21 protein-coding genes and 1 riboswitch are annotated in these 19485 nt (G+C 71.9%); of the genes, 10 read left to right on the top strand and 11 right to left on the bottom strand.

Annotated features, from left to right (window positions below; genetic code table 11):
* Window positions 1-46: 46 nt before the first annotated feature.
* From IE264_RS04720 to IE264_RS04710, 3 genes are all read right to left on the bottom strand, one after another.
* Window positions 47-412, bottom strand: a complete 366-nt coding sequence (locus tag IE264_RS04720; RefSeq protein ID WP_032759504.1) for an Rv2175c family DNA-binding protein — start codon at window positions 410-412, stop codon at window positions 47-49.
* Window positions 413-491: 79 nt separating this feature from the next.
* Window positions 492-1736, bottom strand: a complete 1245-nt coding sequence (locus tag IE264_RS04715; RefSeq protein WP_032759505.1) for an NAD(P)/FAD-dependent oxidoreductase — start codon at window positions 1734-1736, stop codon at window positions 492-494.
* Window positions 1737-1765: 29 nt separating this feature from the next.
* Complete coding sequence (locus IE264_RS04710) at window positions 1766-2107, bottom strand: avidin-fold protein (protein ID WP_015608021.1); 342 nt, start codon at window positions 2105-2107, stop codon at window positions 1766-1768.
* Window positions 2108-2159: 52 nt separating this feature from the next.
* Window positions 2160-2272, top strand: a riboswitch (TPP riboswitch).
* On the opposite strand from IE264_RS04710, the gene thiO reads away from it, so the two are divergent.
* The 5 genes from thiO (at window position 2270) to IE264_RS04685 (ending at window position 7481) form a co-directional block, all read left to right on the top strand.
* Window positions 2270-3478 (top strand): glycine oxidase ThiO, encoded by a 1209-nt coding sequence (gene thiO, locus IE264_RS04705; RefSeq protein ID WP_015608022.1) that lies wholly within the window; start codon window positions 2270-2272, stop codon window positions 3476-3478. (Overlaps the previous riboswitch by 3 nt.)
* Window positions 3475-3696 (top strand): sulfur carrier protein ThiS, encoded by a 222-nt coding sequence (gene thiS / locus IE264_RS04700; RefSeq protein WP_032759506.1) that lies wholly within the window; start codon window positions 3475-3477, stop codon window positions 3694-3696. The genes thiO and thiS overlap by 4 nt, the downstream gene beginning before the upstream one ends.
* Before the next feature lie 2 nt (window positions 3697-3698).
* Entirely contained in the window at window positions 3699-4493 is a 795-nt protein-coding gene (locus tag IE264_RS04695) for a thiazole synthase (protein WP_032759507.1), read from the top strand.
* A gap of 176 nt (window positions 4494-4669) precedes the next feature.
* Window positions 4670-6598 (top strand): Stk1 family PASTA domain-containing Ser/Thr kinase, encoded by a 1929-nt coding sequence (pknB, locus tag IE264_RS04690; protein ID WP_015608025.1) that lies wholly within the window; start codon window positions 4670-4672, stop codon window positions 6596-6598.
* Window positions 6599-6626: 28 nt separating this feature from the next.
* Window positions 6627-7481: a deoxyribonuclease IV gene (locus IE264_RS04685; RefSeq protein ID WP_032759508.1), complete on the top strand. Its 855-nt coding sequence runs from the start codon at window positions 6627-6629 to the stop codon at window positions 7479-7481.
* Between the two features lie 197 nt (window positions 7482-7678).
* Here the strand turns inward: IE264_RS04685 and IE264_RS04680 are convergent, their stop codons facing one another.
* On the bottom strand, window positions 7679-8311 hold the full coding sequence (locus tag IE264_RS04680) for a sulfite oxidase-like oxidoreductase (protein ID WP_031122098.1): 633 nt from the start codon (window positions 8309-8311) through the stop codon (window positions 7679-7681).
* Between the two features lie 152 nt (window positions 8312-8463).
* Here IE264_RS04680 and bfr point away from each other — a divergent pair, with 152 nt between their 5' ends.
* On the top strand, window positions 8464-8943 hold the full coding sequence (bfr, locus tag IE264_RS04675) for a bacterioferritin (RefSeq protein WP_015608028.1): 480 nt from the start codon (window positions 8464-8466) through the stop codon (window positions 8941-8943).
* Window positions 8944-9011: 68 nt separating this feature from the next.
* On the opposite strand, the gene IE264_RS04670 is transcribed toward bfr, so the two are convergent.
* Both IE264_RS04670 and IE264_RS04665 read right to left on the bottom strand, forming a co-directional pair.
* Window positions 9012-9311 carry a (2Fe-2S)-binding protein gene (locus tag IE264_RS04670; RefSeq protein ID WP_032759509.1) on the bottom strand — a complete coding sequence of 100 codons (300 nt, stop codon included), beginning with the start codon at window positions 9309-9311 and terminating at the stop codon, window positions 9012-9014.
* Between the two features lie 176 nt (window positions 9312-9487).
* Window positions 9488-10834, bottom strand: coding sequence for a class II 3-deoxy-7-phosphoheptulonate synthase (locus IE264_RS04665; protein WP_031122101.1), 1347 nt, complete (start codon window positions 10832-10834; stop codon window positions 9488-9490).
* Between the two features lie 102 nt (window positions 10835-10936).
* Here IE264_RS04665 and IE264_RS38625 point away from each other — a divergent pair, with 102 nt between their 5' ends.
* Together IE264_RS38625 and IE264_RS04655 are read left to right on the top strand one after the other, a co-directional pair.
* Window positions 10937-11005 (top strand): trp operon leader peptide, encoded by a 69-nt coding sequence (locus tag IE264_RS38625; RefSeq protein ID WP_106429850.1) that lies wholly within the window; start codon window positions 10937-10939, stop codon window positions 11003-11005.
* Between the two features lie 129 nt (window positions 11006-11134).
* Window positions 11135-13021, top strand: a complete 1887-nt coding sequence (locus tag IE264_RS04655) for an anthranilate synthase family protein (protein ID WP_032759510.1) — start codon at window positions 11135-11137, stop codon at window positions 13019-13021.
* Window positions 13022-13031: 10 nt separating this feature from the next.
* Here IE264_RS04655 and IE264_RS04650 read toward each other — a convergent pair whose 3' ends face one another.
* The 4 genes from IE264_RS04650 to IE264_RS04635 all read right to left on the bottom strand — a co-directional run bounded on the left by IE264_RS04650 (window position 13032) and on the right by IE264_RS04635 (window position 16893).
* Window positions 13032-14027, bottom strand: a complete 996-nt coding sequence (locus IE264_RS04650; RefSeq protein ID WP_032759511.1) for a 2-hydroxyacid dehydrogenase — start codon at window positions 14025-14027, stop codon at window positions 13032-13034.
* Window positions 14028-14123: 96 nt separating this feature from the next.
* Window positions 14124-14768, bottom strand: a complete 645-nt coding sequence (locus tag IE264_RS04645) for a response regulator (protein WP_051104635.1) — start codon at window positions 14766-14768, stop codon at window positions 14124-14126.
* A gap of 71 nt (window positions 14769-14839) precedes the next feature.
* On the bottom strand, window positions 14840-16087 hold the full coding sequence (macS, locus tag IE264_RS04640) for a MacS family sensor histidine kinase (protein WP_015608034.1): 1248 nt from the start codon (window positions 16085-16087) through the stop codon (window positions 14840-14842).
* Window positions 16088-16119: 32 nt separating this feature from the next.
* A complete protein-coding gene (locus IE264_RS04635; RefSeq protein WP_032759512.1) occupies window positions 16120-16893 on the bottom strand; it encodes a lysophospholipid acyltransferase family protein in 774 nt (257 codons plus the stop codon).
* Between the two features lie 227 nt (window positions 16894-17120).
* Here IE264_RS04635 and IE264_RS04630 point away from each other — a divergent pair, with 227 nt between their 5' ends.
* Window positions 17121-17900, top strand: coding sequence for an alpha/beta hydrolase (locus IE264_RS04630; RefSeq protein ID WP_015608036.1), 780 nt, complete (start codon window positions 17121-17123; stop codon window positions 17898-17900).
* Window positions 17893-18651, top strand: a complete 759-nt coding sequence (locus tag IE264_RS04625) for an ICP22 family protein (protein WP_032759513.1) — start codon at window positions 17893-17895, stop codon at window positions 18649-18651. Before IE264_RS04630 ends, IE264_RS04625 begins: the two co-directional genes overlap by 8 nt.
* Window positions 18652-18673: 22 nt before the next feature.
* On the opposite strand, the gene IE264_RS04620 is transcribed toward IE264_RS04625, so the two are convergent.
* On the bottom strand, window positions 18674-19426 hold the full coding sequence (locus IE264_RS04620) for an endonuclease/exonuclease/phosphatase family protein (RefSeq protein WP_190167576.1): 753 nt from the start codon (window positions 19424-19426) through the stop codon (window positions 18674-18676).
* Between the last annotated feature and the right edge of the window lie 59 nt (window positions 19427-19485).

Raw genomic sequence — 19485 nt, 5'->3', positions numbered from 1 at the left:
GGCCGCGCTGTGAGCGGGGCCCGTACGCCGCTTCCTGTCGTATCGGTCAGACGGCGAGCGCCTGGGCCCGGCGCTTCACCTCCGTACCGCGATTCTCGCTCAGCGCCTGCGCGGGGGTGCCGGGCAGGGTCGAGTCGGGAGTGAAGAGCCACTCCAGCATCTCTTCGTCGGAATAGCCGTCGTCCCTCAGGAGGGTCAGGGTCCCGGAGAGGCCCTTGACCACCTTGTCGCCGTCGATGAAGGCGGCGGGCACCTGAAGCGTCCGCTTCTCACCGCGGCGTACGGCGATGAGCTGGCCATCCCTGACCAGCTGCCGTACACGCGTCACCTCGATATCGAGCTTCTCCGCGATGTCGGGGAGGTGGAGCCAGGCGGGTACGAGAGCATCGGTCTTTGCGTCAATCTCGGTCACAAGGACAAGCGTGCCATCCCGGACCGACAGTCGGTACCCGGGCCGACCGTACGGGGGCCGTCCCGGGGTGTCACAGCCGTCACAGGGCCGTGGACTTCAGGGGTACGGCGGGGTCGACGACCCGGTCGGGGTCGAGGACGGCCCCGGACTCGATGAGCTTGCGGCCCTGGGCGAGGTCGCGCGGGCGGCCCACCGCGAGGACGGCGACCAGGGCTCCGTCCTTCAGCCAGCACACCGACCAGGTGGCCTCGGCGCCGTCGCCGCGCCACAGGAGGGTGTCGGCGTGGGCGTGGTGGCCGGCGTACTGCACGAAGCGGCCGAACTGCTCGGACCAGAAGTACGGGACGGGGTCGTGGACCGGGAGGGGCTCCCCGCTGTCGGCGGCGAGGATCGCGGCGGCAGCGGTGCGCGGGCCCTGGAGGGCGTTGTCCCAGTGGTGGATCAGCAGGCGCTCGCCGTAGCGGGCGGAGGGGAAGGAGGCGCAGTCCCCGACCGCGTACACATCGGGCAGGGAGGTGCGCAGCGCGCTGTCGGCGGTGATCGAGCCGTCCGGGCCGCGTTCGATCCCGGAGCCGGCGAGCCAGCCGGTGGCGGGGCGGGCGCCGATGCCGACGACGACGGCTCCGGCGGGCAGCGAGCGGCCGTCCGCGAGGACCACCGTGGACTTCTCGACGCGTTCGACGCGGGCGTCGGTGAGGAGTTCGGCGCCGCTCTCCCCGTACCAGTCGGCCATCGGGGCGGCGACCTCGGCGGGCAGGGTGCCGGCCAGCGGGCGGGCGGCGGCCTCGACGACGGTGACCGCGCAGCCGGCGGCGCGGGCTGCGGTGGCGAACTCGGCGCCGATCCACCCCGCCCCGACGACGACCACGTCGTGCTGCTGCTCCAGGACGGGCCGCAGCCGGGCGGCGTCGCCCAGGGTGCGCAGCAGGTGGACCCCGGGGACGCCTTCGGTGCCGGGCAGGGCGATGGGCTCCGCGCCGGTCGCGAGGACCAGGACGTCGTAGGCGACGGGTCCGTCCACCGTGTCCAGGACGTGGTCGGGGGCGCGCAGGGCGGTGACGTCCAGGCCGAGGCGCAGCGTGATGTCCAGCGCCTCGAAGTCGACGTCGAAGGCGGAGTCCTCGGCCTTGCCCAGCAGCACCGCCTTAGACAGCGGCGGCCGGTCGTAGGGCTGGTGGGGCTCGGCGCCGATCAGCGTGACGGGGCCGGTGAAGCCGGCTTCCCGCAGGGCGACGGCGGTCTGTACGCCCGCCATGCCCGCTCCGACGATCACGACGTTCCGTGTGCGCTGCCGCGCCGCGTGGTGTTCCGTCTGCTCGCTCACGTGTACCAGTCTATTCATCTGACTACGGATCAGATGGTGACTTCCTCCACCACGCTCGTCCCGCTGCCCTGCTGGGACTCCCACTCCCAGCGCTCCTCCAGCCGCACCCGGCCGTCCGCGAGGTCGGTGACGGTGGAGCGGCAGTGCCCGGAAGAGGTCGTTCCGTCCTGCTTGAGCTGGACGTAGCGGAAGTCGAGCACGTCCCCCTCGCGGGTGCCGACGAGATGGCCGCGGACCACGTCACCGCCCGCGTACTCGGCCCAGATCGTGCCGTCCTGCTGGTGGTACGTGAAGCGGGTACGGGTGCCGACCTGGCCCGGGGCCTGGTCGGCGACGGGCGAGAGGACGAGTCCGTCGAGCGAACGGGCCACGGTGGCTGCTTCCTTACTGGGCGGAAGGCGGGTGGGTTTAGGGTGGCCAAGGTAGAACACTCGCGGGAGCCCGGACGCACCGGGCTGAGAGGGAGGCTGGAGCGCCTCCGACCGTACGAACCTGATCCGGGTCATGCCGGCGAAGGGAGGGGCTGGACACCCATGCGCGTCTCGGGGAACACCTCCGGAATCCCGGGGGGAGACTCAGGATCCGATGTCCTCGTCATCGGCGGCGGCATCATCGGCCTGGTCACCGCCTGGCGGGCGGCCCAGCGCGGGCTGACCGTCACCGTGGCCGATCCCGATCCGGGCGGCGGCGCCGCCCAGGTCGCGGCGGGCATGCTGGCCGCCGTCACCGAACTGCACTACGGCGAGGAGATGCTCCTCGGCCTCAACCTCGCCTCCGCCGCCCGCTATCCGGAGTTCGTCGCGGAGCTGGAGGAGGCGAGCGGCCGGGAGACCGGTTTCCGTACCTGCGGCACGCTGGCCGTCGCCATGGACTCCGACGACCGGGCCCATCTGCGGGAGCTGCACGCCCTCCAGGAGCGTTCGGGCCTGGAGTCGGTCTGGCTGAGCGGCCGTGAGTGCCGCCGTCTGGAGCCGATGCTGGCGCCGGGTGTACGGGGCGGGCTGCGGGTGGACGGCGATCACCAGGTGGATCCGCGCCGGCTCGCCGCGGCGCTGCTGGCCGCCTGCGAGCGGGCGGGGGTGGTGTTCCGCAGGGCGGCCGCCGAGCGACTCACCGTCAGCGGGGGCCGGGCGGCCGGGGCGGTGCTCGGTGACGGTACGGAGGCCGGGGCCGACCAGGTCGTGCTGGCGGCGGGCAGCCTCAGCGGGCGGCTCGCGGGGGTGCCGGAGGAGGTCGTGCCGCCGGTCCGCCCGGTCAAGGGCCAGGTTCTGCGGCTGACCGTGCCCCCGGCGTACGCCCCCTTCCTCAGCCGGACCGTGCGCGCCGTGGTCCGGGGCGGCCACATCTACCTCGTACCGCGGGAGAACGGCGAGCTGGTCGTCGGCGCCACCAGCGAGGAGATGGGCTGGGACACCACGGTCACCGCCGGCGGGGTCTACGAGCTGCTGCGCGACGCCCACGAACTGGTGCCCGGCATCACCGAGCTCCCGCTCACCGAGACCCGGGCCGGTCTGCGGCCCGCCTCCCCCGACAACGCCCCGCTGCTCGGCCCGACCGCCCTGCCCGGTCTCCTCCTCGCCACCGGCCACCACCGCAACGGCGTCCTGCTGACGCCCGTCACGGGCGACGCGATGGCGCACGCGCTGACCACCGGCGAGCTGCCCGAGGTGGCCCGCCCCTTCGCCCCGGGCCGGTTCACGTCCGCCGTCGCCGCCCCCGTACTCCAGGAGCAGCCCGTATGAGCACGCCGAACCCGCCCGTATCCGTGACGGTCAACGGGGAGCCGCGCACCCTCGACGCGGGCACCGCGCTGGACCGGCTCGTCGCCGTCCTCACCACCGCGCCCTCCGGGGTCGCCGCCGCCGTCAACGAGTGCGTCGTGCCGCGCGGCCGGTGGACCGCCACCACGCTCGGCGAGGGCGACCGCGTCGAGGTCCTGACCGCCGTGCAGGGAGGCTGACCGTGTCGGACGACGTCTTCACCCTGGGGCCCGCCACCTTCGGCTCCCGGCTGATCATGGGCACCGGCGGGGCGCCGAGCCTGGAGGTGCTGGAGCGGTCGCTGATCGCCTCCGGGACCGAACTGACCACCGTCGCCATGCGCCGGCTCGACCCGACCGTGCAGGGATCGGTCCTCTCCGTGCTGGAGCGGCTCTCCATCCAGGTGCTGCCGAACACGGCGGGCTGCTTCACGGCGGGCGAGGCGGTGCTGACCGCGCGGCTGGCCCGGGAGGCGCTCGGCACCGACTGGGTCAAGCTGGAGGTGGTGGCCGACGAGCGGACGCTGCTGCCGGACCCGATCGAGCTGCTGGACGCGGCCGAGATCCTGGTCGACGACGGGTTCACCGTGCTGCCGTACACCAACGACGACCCGGTCCTGGCCCGGAAGCTGGAGGACGTGGGGTGTGCGGCGATCATGCCGCTCGGCTCCCCCATCGGCTCCGGGCTCGGCATCCGCAACCCGCACAACTTCGAGCTGATCGTGGAGCGGGCGGGGGTGCCGGTGATCCTGGACGCGGGGGCCGGGACCGCGTCGGACGCTGCGCTGGCGATGGAGCTGGGGTGCGCGGCTGTGATGCTCGCCTCAGCGGTGACCCGGGCCCAGGAGCCGGAGCTGATGGCCGCCGCGATGCGGCACGCGGTGGACGGCGGGCGCCTCGCTTACCGGGCGGGCCGCATTCCGCGCCGCCATTTCGCCGAGGCGTCCTCGCCGGTGGACGGGCGGGCGGCGCTGGATCCGGAGCGGCCGGCGTTCTGACCATCCAGCCCCTCCGGCGTTTGAGGAGCGGGGTGCGGGGCGGCGCCCCGGGCGTGCCGGACGTACCGGGACGTGCCCCGACCTGGGACGTGTCCCTGTCACGGATCGGCTGCAGAACGGCCCCGGGAGCGCCCCGGCCCGTCCGGGGTGTCGGTGGCGGCTCGTAGACTCTCGGGGTGGACACGACCCTCCAGGACCCCCTCGTCGGGCAGCTGCTCGACGGCCGGTATCGCATTGAGGCGCGCATCGCCGTCGGCGGGATGGCCACGGTCTACCGGGCCGTGGACACCCGCCTGGACCGGGTGCTCGCCCTCAAGGTGATGCACCCGGCGCTCGCCGTCGACGCCGCCTTCGTCGAGCGGTTCATCCGCGAGGCCAAGTCGGTGGCCCGGCTCGCCCACCCGAACGTCGTCGCGGTCTTCGACCAGGGCGCCCAGGGCGCGTACGTCTACCTCGCGATGGAGTACGTGGCGGGCTGCACCCTGCGTGACGTGCTGCGCGAGCGCGGCGCCCTCCAGCCCCGGGCGGCCCTGGACATCCTGGAGCCGGTCCTCGCCGCGCTCGGCGCCGCGCACCGGGCGGGGTTCGTGCACCGCGACATGAAGCCGGAGAACGTCCTGATAGGGGACGACGGCCGGGTCAAGGTCGCCGACTTCGGCCTGGTCAGGGCGGTCGGCACGGCCACCGACACCACCGGTTCGCTGCTGGGCACGGTGTCGTATCTGGCGCCCGAGCAGATCGAGCACGGCACGGCCGACACCCGCAGCGATGTGTACGCCTGCGGGGTCGTGCTGTACGAGATGCTGACCGGCGCCAAGCCGCACACCGGTGAGAACGCCGCCCAGGTCATCTACCAGCACCTCAACACCGACGTCCCGGCCCCGTCCGCCGTCGTGCCGGGACTCCCGGTGGCGCTGGACAGCCTGGTGGCGAGCGCGACGGCCCGCAATCCCGAGGTGCGCCCGCACGACGCGGTGCTGCTGCTGGCCGAGGCCCGGGAGGCCCGCGCCGGGCTGACCGGGGCCGAGCTGGACGCCGTACCGCCACAGGCGCTGTCGGACACCCACGACGGGGCACAGGACCGTACGAGCGTGATCCCCCGGGCCCTTCCGGCGGACGGCGACGGGGGCGGCGTGCACCGCACCAGCCGCCTGGAGGTTCCGCCGCCGGTCTCCGGACCCCGGCGCGGGGCCGGCCGGCGCGGCCCGTTCGGCGGGCCGCACCGCAAGCTGATCGCGGTGATCACCGCCGTGCTGCTCACCCTCGGCGTGGGGGCAGGTGTCTGGTACATCAACTCCGGCCAGTTCACCCAGGTCCCCTCGCTGCTCGGCCAGACCCAGAAGGTGGCGGAGCAGCGGCTCGCGGCCGAGGGGCTCGGGCTGAAGGGCGTGGAGCGGGTCTTCAGCGACACCGTCGAGCGGGGCTCGGTGGTCGGCAGCGACCCCGCGTCCGGCGACCGGATCCGGGGCAACGGCTCGGTGAAGCTGGTCGTCTCGCGCGGCCCGGAGATCGTCCGGGTCCCCGATGTCGCGGGGGCCTCCCTCGCGGACGCCCGGCGCTCCCTGAAGAAGGTGGGCCTGGCCCCCGGCATGGTGACCAGGGAGTTCAGCGAGGACGTGGCGCGCGGCGAGGTGATCCGTACGGAGCCCCGCGCGGGCACCGACCGGAACCCCGACACGGCCGTGGCCCTGGTCGTCAGCAAGGGCAGCCCCATCGACGTCCCGGACGTCACCGGCCTCTCGGCCGAGGACGCCACCGCGGAGCTGGAAGGGGAGGGGCTGAAGGTCGAGGTGCTGCCCGGCCGGGTCCACTCCACCGAGGCGGCCGGGGACATCGCCCAGCAGTCCCCCGGCGCGGGTGCCGAGGCGGCTGAGGGCGACACGATCGAGCTGACCGTCTCCAAGGGCCCCCGCATGCTGGACGTCCCCGACGTCACCGGCCGGGATGTCGACGAGGCCAGGACCACCCTGGAGGAGGCGGGCTTCGAGGTGAAGGTCGACCGGCCGTTCCTCTCCTTCAGCAACACGATCGCGAGCCAGTCCGTGGAGGGCGGCGAGCAGGCCGCCGAGGGCTCCACCATCACCATCAGGACCAAGGGGTTCTAGGACGACATGCGAAAGCCGGAAGCGATATATGCGTAACCCCGTAGGCGGACATGTCCCGGTGGCCGGCGGTCTCGCCAAGGTCGGCCTCTCCTACGCCCGGGAGCTGGCGGCCGAGACCGTGCAGGTCTTCGTCGCCAACCCGCGCGGCTGGGCGACGCCCGCCGGGAACCCGGCGCAGGACGAGCTGTTCCGCTCGGAGTGCGCGGCCGCGTCGATACCGGCGTACGTCCACGCCCCGTATCTGATCAACTTCGGGTCGCACACCGAGGCGACCGTCGAGAAGTCCGTGGACTCCCTGCGCCACTCGCTGCGGCGGGCGCGCGAGATCGGTGCGCTCGGCGTGGTGGTGCACACCGGCTCGGCGACGGGCGGGAGGCCGCGCGCCGAGGCGCTGGCGCAGGTGCGGGAGTACATGCGGCCGCTGCTGGACGAGCTGACGCACGACGACGATCCGTATCTGCTGCTGGAGTCCACGGCGGGCCAGGGCTCCTCGCTCTGCTCCCGTACGTGGGACTTCGGACCGTACTTCGAGGCGCTGGGCTCCCACCCCAAGCTGGGCATCTGCCTGGACACCTGCCACATCTACGCGGCGGGACACGACCTGACCGGCCCCTCGGGGATGCGGCAGACGCTCGATCTGCTGGTGGAGACGGTGGGTGAGGGGAGGCTGAAGCTGATCCACGCCAACGACTCCAAGGACGTCGTGGGCGCCCACAAGGACCGGCACGAGAACATCGGCGCCGGACACATCGGGGCGGAGCCCTTCCGGGAGCTGTTCGCGCATCCGGCGACCGAAGGTGTACCGCTGATCATCGAGACGCCCGGCGGCAAGGAGGGGCACGCGGCGGACGTGGCCCGGCTCAAGGAGCTCCGAGGTCTCTAGGGCCTCTCGTTTGGATCAGGCCGGATCAGGGAGCGGGGTCCGGTGCGTGCAGCTGCAAGGCGGAGGAGGGAGTCACTGCGGAGCATTGGCGACCGACGACAACGCCGGAGGGGGCCCCTCCCTGCTCGAGCGAAGCCGAGAGCTTGGGGGAGTGCGTGCCGGGGCCCGCGAGCCCGGCATGATCCAAACGAGAGGCCCTAGAGCTCGGGGCCGTCCCCGGGCTCCTCCTGGTAGGAGTAGCGCTGCTCGCTCCAGGGGTCGCCGATGTTGTGGTAGCCCCGCTCCTCCCAGAACCCGCGCCGGTCGGCCGTCATGTACTCGACGCCGCGGACCCATTTCGGGCCCTTCCAGGCGTACAGGTGCGGGACGACGAGGCGGAGCGGGAAGCCGTGCTCGGCGGTGAGGAGATCGCCGTCCTTGTGGGTGGCGAAGAGGGTCCGCTCACCGGCGAAGTCTTCCAGGCGCAGGTTCGAGGAGAAGCCGTACTCGGCCCAGACCATCACATGGGTGACGTCGGGCGCGGGTGGTGCCAGGTCGAGCACCGTACGGGCGAGGACCCCGCCCCATTCGGCGCCGATCATGCTGAACTTCGTCACGCAGTGCAGATCGGCGACGACCGAGGAGAACGGCAGCGCCGAGAAGTCCTGGTGGTTCCAGCAGTGCTTGTCGCCATCGGCGGTGGCCCCGAAGACCCGGAACTCCCAGCGCTCGGACTTGAACTTGGGAACGGGCCCGTAGTGGGTGACCGGCCATCCGCGCTGCAGTCGCTGTCCCGGCGGAAGCTCGGACTGCTCTGATTCGCGGTATTCCCGGCTTTCCGGCTGACCCATGCCTCCATGGTGACAGACAGCCAGGGGTGGTCATGACCAGGGCAGACCCTCATGGGGTCAACTCGTACTAAGCGTGCACTTACTGGACGGCCGGTGGGCGCAGTGCGAGGATGCGGCCACCTTGTCGATCACGCTTGGAAGGAGCCTCTGCGATGCAGGGCGACCCCGAGGTCCTTGAGTTCCTCAATGAACAGCTGACTGCCGAACTGACCGCTATCAACCAGTACTTCCTGCACGCGAAGATGCAGGAGAACTTCGGCTGGACCAAGCTCGCCAAGTACACCCGGGCCGAGTCCTTCGACGAGATGAAGCACGCCGAGGTCCTCACCGACCGGATCCTGTTCCTGGACGGGCTGCCCAACTACCAGCGGCTCTTCCACGTCCGGGTGGGCCAGACGGTCACCGAGATGTTCCAGGCGGACCGCCAGGTCGAGGTGGAGGCGATCGACCGCCTCAAGCGCGGCATCGAGGTGATGCGCACCAAGGGTGACATCACCTCGGCGAACATCTTCGAGTCCATCCTGGAGGACGAGGAGCACCACATCGACTACCTCGACACCCAGCTGGAGCTGGTGGAGAAGCTCGGTGAGGCGCTCTACATCGCGCAGCTCATCGAGCAGCCGGAGAGCTGAGCCGACGCGCTACGAGGGTGGGCCAGGGCGCGTCACGAGGCTGGGTCAGGCTGCGTCACGAGGCTGGGTCAGGCCGCGTCGGAGAGCCGGACGTCCCGGAGCGTGGCCAGGGCGACCGCTGCGACCGGGGTCGGCACCGGTGCGGTGACCGGGTGGGTGACGGACGCCGCCGCGGGCTCCGCCTGCCGGTTCGCGAGGTCGTGGCGCGAGCAGTCGCGCCCCAGCAGGGCCTGGATCCGGCGGACACAGCCGCCGCAGTCCGTGCCGGCCTTGCAGGCTGAGGCGATCTGGCGGGGCGTGCATGCCCCGGCGTCCGCATGCTTCTTGACCTGCGCCTCGGTGATGCCGAAGCAGGAGCAGACGTACATGCGGTTCACCTCCCTGCGGGCCGGTCGCTGGTGCCGTCCCCGTCTTCGTCGGTGAGGCTAACCTAACCTTACCCGCCTGGCGAGGCGTGCAAAAGCCCGGAGACGGACTGTGGGGCACGGATCACATGGATCCGTGCCCCACAGCTGCGTCCGGCGGGAATACCCGCCAGGGGTGCCTACTGGTCGCGGTACATCTCGGCGACGAGGAAGGCCAGGTCGAGCGACTGGCTGCGGTTGAGCCGCGGGTCGCAGGCCGTCTCGTAGCGCTGGTGCAGGTCATCCACGAAGATCTCGTGGCCGCCGCCCACGCACTCGGTGACATCGTCGCCGGTCAGCTCGACGTGGATGCCGCCCGGGTGGGTGCCGAGGCCCTTGTGGACCTCGAAGAAGCCCTTGACCTCGTCCAGGACGTCGTCGAAGCGGCGCGTCTTGTGGCCGGAGGCGGCCTCGAAGGTGTTGCCGTGCATCGGGTCCGTCACCCAGGCCACGGTGGCGCCGGAGGCGGTGACCTTCTCGACCAGCTCGGGGAGCTTGTCGCGGACCTTGTCGGCGCCCATGCGGACGATGAAGGTCAGCCGGCCGGGCTCGCGCTCGGGGTCCAGACGGTCGACGTAGCCGAGGGCCTCGTCGACGGTGGTCGTCGGGCCGAGCTTGATGCCGATCGGGTTGCGGACCTTCGAGGCGAACTCGATGTGCGCGCCGTCCATCTGGCGGGTGCGCTCACCGATCCAGACCATGTGGCCGGAGGTGTCGTACAGCTCGCCGGTGCGCGAGTCGGTGCGGGTCAGCGCCGTCTCGTAGTCCAGCAGCAGGGCCTCGTGCGAGGCGTAGAACTCGACCGCCTTGAACTCGGCCGGGTCGGTGCCGCACGCCTTCATGAAGTTCAGGGCGTTGTCGATCTCACGGGCCAGGGCCTCGTAGCGCTGGCCGGAGGGGGACGACTTCACGAAGTCCTGGTTCCAGGCGTGCACCTGGCGCAGGTCGGCGTAACCGCCGGTGGTGAAGGCGCGGACCAGGTTCAGCGTGGAGGCGGATGCGTGGTACATCTGCTTCAGCCGCTCGGGGTCCGGGATCCGGGCCTTCTCGGTGAAGGCGAAGCCGTTCACCGAGTCGCCGCGGTACGTCGGCAGGGTGATGCCGTCGCGGGTCTCGGTCGACTTGGAGCGCGGCTTGGAGTACTGGCCCGCGATCCGGCCGACCTTCACGACGGGCACGGAGGCCGCGTAGGTCAGGACGGCGCTCATCTGGAGCAGCGTCTTCAGCTTGGCCCGGATGTGCTCGGCGGACACGGCGTCGAAGGCCTCGGCGCAGTCGCCGCCCTGCAGCAGGAACGCCTCGCCCTTGGCGACGGCTCCCAGGCGGGCGCGCAGCTGGTCGCACTCGCCCGCGAAGACGAGCGGCGGATACGACGCGAGGTCCGCGAGTACATCGCGCAGGGCCTCGGAGTCGGGGTACTCGGGCTGCTGCGCCGCGGGAAGGTCTCGCCAGGTGTTGCCACCGGCGACGGAGGTATTGGCGTTCACGGTCACGTGGACAACATTACGGGGTCGCGGGGGGCGTCCATTCGAGCGCTCAATAGTTGAGACACCTGCTCCGATGCCCGGAACGTCCGCTAGGGTCGCAGCATGTCGACGCAACAGATCCAGATCTCGATCCAGAACTGGTGGTGGACCGCTCATCCGGCGGCCCGCTGAATCATCGCGCTGACACACTTCGCGAAGGCCGCCCGAGGGGCGGCCTTTTCTGCGTTGCGGAGCCGTTCCTCTCCACCGTGAATCCCGTACGAGGCCCTCGTACGGACCGTCCGGAAGGAACCCGCTCCCATGTCCCGTACCGCCTTTGACCTCGTCCGCCGGCTGCTGGCCGACGACGCCCCGCCGTTCGCCCTGCTGCGCCGGCGTACGCCCGGCCGTGACCACGATCACGTGGAAGTGCTGATCGGCGGGGTGCGGGAGGCGGAGCGGCTGGCCGATCTGCCGGTGGGCGCGTCGCCCGCGCTGGCCCTGGTGCCGTTCCGGCAGATCGCCGAGCGCGGCTTCGACGTGCGGGACGACGGGACGCCGCTGAGCGTGCTGGTCGCCGACGAGACGCACGAGCTGGAGCTGGCGGAGGTGCTGGCCGCGCTGCCCGCGCACGACGTGCGGGTGGAGGACCGGGGCTTCGATGTGCCGGACGGGGAGTACGCGGAGATCGTCCGGCGGGTGATCCGGGACGAGATCGGGCAGGGCGAGGGCGCGAACTTCGTGATCCGGCGGACGTTCCGGGGTGAGATCCCGGGGTTCGGGCGGGCGGACGCGCTGGCGCTGTTCCGGCGGCTGCTGGCGGGCGAGCGGGGCGCGTACTGGACGTTCGTGGTGCACACCGGGGACAGGACGCTGGTCGGGGCGAGCCCGGAGGTGCATGTGCGGATGTCCGGCGGGACGGTCGTGATGAACCCGATCAGCGGGACCTACCGCTACCCGGCCGAAGGACCGACCGCCGAGAGCCTGCTGGCGTTCCTCGGGGACCGCAAGGAGAGCGAGGAGCTGTCCATGGTGGTCGACGAGGAGCTGAAGATGATGTGCACGGTCGGCGACATGGGAGGCGTGGTGGTCGGACCGCGGCTCAAGGAGATGGCCCACCTCGCCCATACGGAGTACGAGCTGCGCGGCCGGTCCTCGCTGGATGTGCGGGACGTGCTGCGCGAGACCATGTTCGCGGCGACCGTCACCGGCTCCCCGGTGCAGAACGCCTGCCGGGTCATCGAGCGGTACGAGCAGGGCGGGCGCGGCTACTACGCGGGGGCGCTGGCCCTGCTGGGCCGGGACGCGAACGGGGCGCAGACGCTGGACTCGCCGATCCTGATCCGGACGGCCGACATCGCTCCGGACGGCTCGCTGAAGGTGCCGGTCGGCGCCACCCTCGTACGTCACTCGGACCCGGAGAGCGAGGTCGCCGAGACCCATGCCAAGGCCGCCGGGGTGCTGGCCGCGCTCGGGGTGCGGCCGGGGCGGCCGGAGGCGGAGGCGGGACGTCCGCAGCTGGCCGCCGACCCCCGGGTGCAGGCGGCGCTGGACGACCGGCGCGGCTCCCTCGCCCCGTTCTGGCTGCGGATGCAGGAGCGCACCGAGGAGCTGGCCGGGCATGCGCTGGTGGTGGACGGTGAGGACACGTTCACCGCGATGCTGGCCCACCTGCTGCGCTCCTCGGGGCTCGATGTGTCGGTGCGCCGGTACGACGAGCCTGGGCTGCGTGAGGTGGTGCGGGCGCATCAGGGACCGGTCGTGCTGGGCCCCGGGCCGGGGAATCCGGGCGATCTCGGTGACCCGAAGATGCGGCTGCTGCGGGAGCTGACGGCGGAGCTGGTGCGGGAGCACCGGTACGGGCTGCTGGGGGTCTGCCTCGGGCATGAGCTGATCGCGGCGGAGCTGGGCATGGAGATCGTGCGCAAGGCGGTGCCGTACCAGGGGGCGCAGACCAGGATCGAGCTGTTCGGGCGGCCGGAGACGGTCGGCTTCTACAACAGCTTCACCGCCCGCTGCGACTCCCCGGCCGCCGTGGAGCTGGCCGCGCACGGCATCGAGGTGAGCCGGGACGAGGGGAGCGGGGAGCTGCACGCGCTGCGCGGGAGCGGGTTCGCCTCGGTGCAGTTCCACCCGGAGTCGGTGCTGACCGTGCGGGGGGCCGCGATCGTGACGGAGCTGCTGGCGGGGCTGCCGGTGCTGAGCTGAACCCTCCGGTTCAGCTGCGCGGCACGAGCACGTTCTCGCTGGTGCGGCGGGCCAGGTAGTCGGTGACGTTCTGCACCGTCGCGTCGATGATCTGGCCCACCGCGTCCTCGGTGTAGTACGCCTGGTGGGAGGTGACGATGACGTTGGGGAAGGTGACGAGCCGGGCCAGGGTGTCGTCGTCGACGCCCTCCAGGGACTTGTCGAGGAAGAAGAGCCCGGCCTCCGCCTCGTACACGTCGAGTCCGACGCCGAGGAAGCGGCCGGCGCGCAATTCGGTGACCAGGGCGGCGGTGTCGATGAGACCGCCGCGGCTGGAGTTGACCAGGATCGCGTCGTCCTTCATCGACTTCAGGGCGGCCTCGTTGATGAGGTGCTGGGTGGCGGGGAGCAGCGGGACGTGGAGGCTGATGAGGTCGGCCTCGGCGAAGAGCCGCTCCTTCTCCACGTACTCCATGCCGAGCTCGACGCAGGCCGGGTTCTCCACGACGTCCCAGCCGAGCAGCTTCATCCCGAAGCCGTGGGCGATCCGGGTGAACGCCTCGCCGATCTTGCCGGTGCCGACCACGCCGACGGTCCGCCCGTGCATGTCGCGGCCGAGCAGTCCGTCGAGGCGGAAGTCGAAGTCGCGGGTGCGGCCGGCAGCCCGGATGATGCGCCGGTTGACCGCCATGGCCAGGGTCCAGGCGAATTCGGCGACCGAGTACGGCGAGTAGTACGAGACCCGGGAGACGGTCAGGGCGAGCCGTTCGGCGACGTCCAGGTCGATGTTGTTGAAGCCGGTGGAGCGCTGGGCGATCATCTGCGTGCCGCCCGCGGCCAGGGTCTGGAGCACCTTGGAGCCGAGGTCCGCGTTGACGCTGGTGGAGATGACCTCGTACCCCGCCGCGATGGGGGCGGTGTCCCGGTTGAGGAAGACGTCCAGGCAGCGGACCTCGTGCAGCCCCTGGAAGGCCTTCTCGATCAGGGGCTTCTCATCGGACTGCACACCGAACGCCAGGATCTCCATAGCGCGAATATACGGCTCCGCTCCCAGGTGCGCCCGGGGCCGGACGGCCCTCCGGCCGGGCCGGAGGTCCCGGCCCTCCCCGGCCCCGGGTCCCGGTCAGACGTCGTCGAGTCCGCGCTCGATCGCGTACCGCACGAGCTCCACCCGGTTGTGCAGCTGGAGCTTGCCGAGGGTGTTCTGCACATGGTTCTGGACGGTGCGGTGCGAGATGACCAGGCGTTCGGCGATCTGCTTGTACGAGAGTCCCTTGGCGACCAGCCGCAGCACCTCGGTCTCCCGGTCGGTGAGCTGCGGGGCCTTGGGCTCGTTCGACGCGGCGGGTACGGGGTCGGAGGCGAGCCTGCGGTACTCGCCGAGGACCAGGCCGGCGAGGCCCGGGGTGAAGACCGGGTCGCCGTTGGCGGTGGAGCGGACGGCGTCGGTCAGCTCCTGGGTGGAGGCGGACTTCAGCAGATAGCCGGTGGCGCCGGACTTCACCGCCTCCAGGACGTCGGCGTGCTCACCGCTGGCGGAGAGGACCAGCACGCGCAGTCCGGGGTGGGAGGGGACCAGCTCCTTGCAGACCTGGACGCCGGGCATACCGGGCAGGTTCAGGTCGAGGACCAGGACGTCCGGGTTGACCGCCTTGGCCCGGCGGACCGCCTGCGGGCCGTCCCCGGCGGTCGCGACGACGTCGAAGCCGGACTCGGCCAGGTCGCGGGCGACCGCGTCGCGCCACATGGGGTGGTCGTCGACCACCATGACCCTGATGGGCCGGTCGGGCGCCTCCGCGCCGTCCTGCTCCGGTGCGTTCCGCGGTGCTTCTTGCGTGCTCATCGGGCCGATCCTGCCTTCCCCCGGGAAACCTGTGCTTTCGGAACCTTCAACTCGACCTCGGTGCCCTGTCCCGGCACCGAGATCACCTCGGCCGTGCCGCCGAGATCGCGCAGCCGGCCCCGGATGGAGAGCGCGACCCCCATCCGCCCCTCGCCCTCCGCCTGGGCCAGGCGCCCCTCCGGGATGCCTGGGCCGTCGTCCCGGACGGTGACGATGACCTCGCCGGGCTCGTCCTCGACCAGGATCCAGGCCTGGGCCTCCGCTCCGGCGTGCACCCGCACATTGTCCAGGGCGGCACTGACGGCGGCGGCCAGCTCGCGGGCGGCCTCGGCGGGCAGGACCACCGGAGCGCCCGGCTCCGCGAGGCTGGTCCGGGAGCCCGCGTACGGGGCGAGCAGGGCGCGCAGGTCGCAGGTGGTCCCGTCGCCGGGGCTCTCCTCGTCCACGTCGACCGTGCGGACGACCGCGCCGTCGGCGGCGTCCTCGGAGACCCGGGTGGGCGGGACCAGGCCGCTGGAGACCAGGGTACGCAGGGCGACCTCCTGCTCCCCGGCCATCCGGCCCAGCTCGGCCGCCTCCCCGCCGATCGCGGTGCCCCGGCGCTGCACCATCGCGAGGACCTGGAGGACGCTGTCGTGGATGTCGCGGGCCAGCCGCTCGCGTTCGCGGGTCGCGGCCTCGATCTCCAGGGCGCGGGCCAGGGTGCGTTCACTGGCGCGGGCGACCTCGACGACGTACCCGATGGCGATGGAGGCGACCCAGACCAGCAGGACGTTGTGGTACGTGTCCCGGCTGGGCTCGCCGCGCTGGATGATGTTGGCGGCGGCGACGAAGGTGGAGGCGAAGGCCGCCCACCGCCAGCCGCCCTTGATCGCGAAGGCGAGGACCGCTCCGGCCGTCCAGATCGACGGCAGCGTCGGGCCGTCGAAGGTCTGGGAGTGGATGTCGGCGAGCGGGGTGAGCATGATCCCGGTCAGCGCGACGACGAGGTCCGCGCCGAGGAAGCGCTTGGTGCAGGCCGCCGCCGAGCGGACCTTGGGCAGGGTGGCGAGCGTCCACACGACGAGGAACGCGAGGTACGCGAAGGCCACCCAGGGCCGCTCGAACCTCTCCCGGCCGAAGTTGTCCTTCCCGAAGACGGCGAGCAGCACCGCGTAGACCATCGTCAGTACGCGGTAGCCCGTCAGCGCACGCCACAGCGGCTGCTCGACCGACATCCGTACGACCCGCTCACGCTTGGCCATTTCGCCCCACCCCCCGACGGTCCACGACGCCGTTACGCGCCGGACCGTTCCGTTCCGTCCTCGTCGCCCGCCGCCTGTGCCTGCTTCTGGGCGCGCTTGGCCTCCTCCGCCTTCGCCTTCGCCTCGTCGGCGAACTGGCGCTTGGCGGCGGTGGCGTAGATGTCCACGTACTCCTGGCCGGAGAGCTTCATGATCTCGTACATGACCTCGTCGGTCACCGAGCGCAGGATGAAGCGGTCGCCGTCCATGCCCTGGTAGCGGCTGAAGTCCAGCGGCTTGCCGATCCTGATGCCGGGGCGCATCAGCTTGGGCATCACCTGGCCGGGCGGCTGGATCTTCTCGGTGTCGATCATCGCGACCGGGATGACGGGGGCTCCGGTGGCCAGCGCCACCCGGGCCAGGCCGCCGGGCTTGCCCCGGTAGAGACGGCCGTCGGGCGAGCGGGTGCCCTCGGGGTAGATGCCGAACAGGCCGCCGCTCTCGACGACCTGGATGCCTGCCTTGATGGCGGCCTCACCGGCGCCGCGGGCTCCTGAGCGGTCGACGGGGAGCTGGCCGACGCCCTTGAAGAAGGCGGCGGTGAGCTTGCCCTTCACCCCGGGAGCCGTGAAGTACTCGGCCTTGGCGATGAACGTGACCTTGCGGTCCAGGACAGCCGGCAGGAAGAACGAGTCGGAGAAGGAGAGATGGTTGCTCGCGAGGATCGCCGGCCCCCGCTCGGGGATGTTCTCCAGGCCCTCCACCCACGGCCGGAAGGCGAGCTTCAGGGACCCGCCGATGGAGAACTTCATTGCGCCGTAGATCAACTGTGGTGCCTCCTGTGTGCTGTCGGTCAGACCTTAACCTGTGCGCCTGCCGTGCCCCGGGCCAGGCACGGGGTGCGGCCATGGCCCGACGGGCCGTGCGGGGCGGGCCCCGGGGGCCGTGACGACCCTGGTCGGTGTCGGTCCGGTCGCGTACGGTGAAGTCATCCGTCAAGCACGCCCCCGGTGCGCGCCCCGCCCCCGCCTCACCTCACGAACAGGAGACCCCGGTGCCGGTCCTCCCTGGAGCCGAGCCGTTCCGCCACGAGGGCGGAGAGGTCGGCGTCCTCCTCTGTCATGGCTTCACCGGATCGCCGCAGTCGCTGCGTCCCTGGGCCGACTTCCTCGCCGAGCGCGGGCTGACCGTCTCGCTGCCGCTGCTGCCGGGCCACGGCACCCGCTGGGAGGACATGGCGGTCACCGGCTGGCAGGACTGGTACGCGGAGGTGGACCGCGAGCTGCGGGTGCTGCGCGAGAGGTGCGACCAGGTCTTCGTCTTCGGGCTCTCCATGGGCGGTGCGCTGAGCCTGCGTCTTGCGGCCAAGCACGGGGACGCGATCAGCGGTCTGGTGCTGGTGAACCCGGCGAACAAGGTGCACGGCCTCTCCGCGTACGCGCTGCCGGTCGCCCGCCATCTGGTGCGGACGACCAAGGGGCTCGCCGACGACATCGCGCTGCCGGGCTCGCACGAGGTCGGTTACGACAGGGTGCCCCTGCACGCCGCCCACTCGGTGCGGAAGTTCTTCCGGCTGGTCGACGGGGAACTGCCCCAGGTGACCCAGCCGCTGGTGGTGCTGCACAGCCCGCAGGACCATGTCGTACCGCCTGCGGACAGCGCGCGGATCCTGAGCCGGGTCTCCTCCACTGATGTCTCGGAGATCTTGTTGGAACAGAGCTACCACGTGGCGACGTTGGACCATGATGCGGAGCGGATCTTCGATGAGAGCTACCGGTTCATCGGCCGTCTCGCACCGAGCGTCGGGATGAAGGGGAGCACGTCCGGTGGCTGAGCACGACGCGGAACGCACAGGCAGCGACGAGGAGCGCGAACCGCGCCCCACGGAGAGCGCGGCCGTCCCCGAGGGGACGAAGGCCGCTGTCCCGGAGGGCGCGGGAGCCGAGGGTACGGGCGCCGAGGGCGCGGGACCGGACGGCACGGGACCGGAGAAGCGGCCGGAGGAGGAGCGGGCGATCGACGAGGAAGCGGCCTGGGCCGCGATCGTCGCGGGGTACGGGGAGGAGCCCCCGGACCCGCCGGGCGCCAAGCCCTTCAAGTCGATCGAGGACCTCGCCCTGCTGGAGGACGACCAGCGCAACGTGGTGGGGCCGGACAACGGCCGGGCCGGGGACCCGGCGGACAAGGGGTCGGCGAAGACGCCCCCGAAGCCGCCGGAGAAGAAGCCGCTGGGCAGCTCCGTCGTCTTCGCGCCCGGCGTCGCCGGTCCCCGTGACTACGAGCTGCCCGAGTCCAAGGACGACGGCATCGACGAGCCGGACGAGGGCGGGGAGGGCCACTTCGTGCCCCCGGAGCCGCCGCCGCTGCCGGAGGCCGACGTCACGGCGAAGTTCGCCTGGCTCGCGGTGATCGGCGGGCCGGTCCTGATGCTGCTGGCGGTGCTGCTGCAGTGGGAGATGACGTGGTGGCTCACCACGCTCTGCATCGGCGGCTTCCTGGGCGGCTTCGCCACCCTGGTGGCCCGGATGCCGCACGACGACGATGACGACACCTACGGCGATCCGGGGCGCGGCGCGGTGGTGTGACCGTCATACCACGGGGACACCGTCATACCGCGGGGCCTCTGAGGGCGGCCAGGACCGGCAGATGGTCGGTGGCCGCCCTCAGGTCTGCTCCGCTCACCCCGGGGAGCCCGGTGGGCACACCGCAGCCGAGCACATCGATGCCCGGGGTCGCGAAGACGGCGTCGATGCGCTTACGGGGCTCATCGGGCGGGAACGTCAGCTCGCCGCCCCACGGGGCGACCGCCCGGCAGTCCTGGAGCTGTCCGGCCAGGTGCGTGAACGCCTTCCCGGTCGGTACGTCGTTGAGGTCGCCGCCCGCCACGGCGTGCTCGACCCCCATGGACGCCAGCCGCTCCAGCAGCAGCTCCGCCTGGGCGAGGCGCTCGTCGCGCTGGAGGCTCAGATGGCAGCTCAGCACGCCGAGCCGGACCCCGCCGATCCTGACGACGGCGGTGGCGAAGCCCCTGCGGTGCAGGCCCGGGGTGAGGGGCAGCAGGACGTCCTCGGTCCGCTCGACGGACGCGCGCAGCGAGCACAGCAGCAGCGGTCCGGCGGCGGTCGCGCCCCCGCTGAGGACCACCAGGCCGCTGCTCTTGGCCAGCCTCGCGGCCGCCTTGCGCCAGCGGAAGAAGCGCGGCGCCTCCTGGATGAGGACAAGGTCGGGCGCGCAGGCGCGGATGACCCGGGCCAGGGCCTCGGTGTCGTCGTGCATCGACCGGACGTTGTAGCTGAGCACACGGATCACGGCTGACCCGTCCGGCTCGGTACGGGAGTCGGGCAGGGGCGTCAGGACCATGCGGGTCACGATACGACGGACGCCCGCCGCTGCCCCGGAGGGCGGCGACGGGCGTCCGT

This window comes from Streptomyces microflavus, from assembly GCF_014650075.1.
Lineage (GTDB): Bacteria > Actinomycetota > Actinomycetes > Streptomycetales > Streptomycetaceae > Streptomyces > Streptomyces microflavus.
The sequence above is the reverse complement of the archived record's forward strand: the minus strand, read 5'-3'. Positions and strand labels throughout refer to the sequence as shown.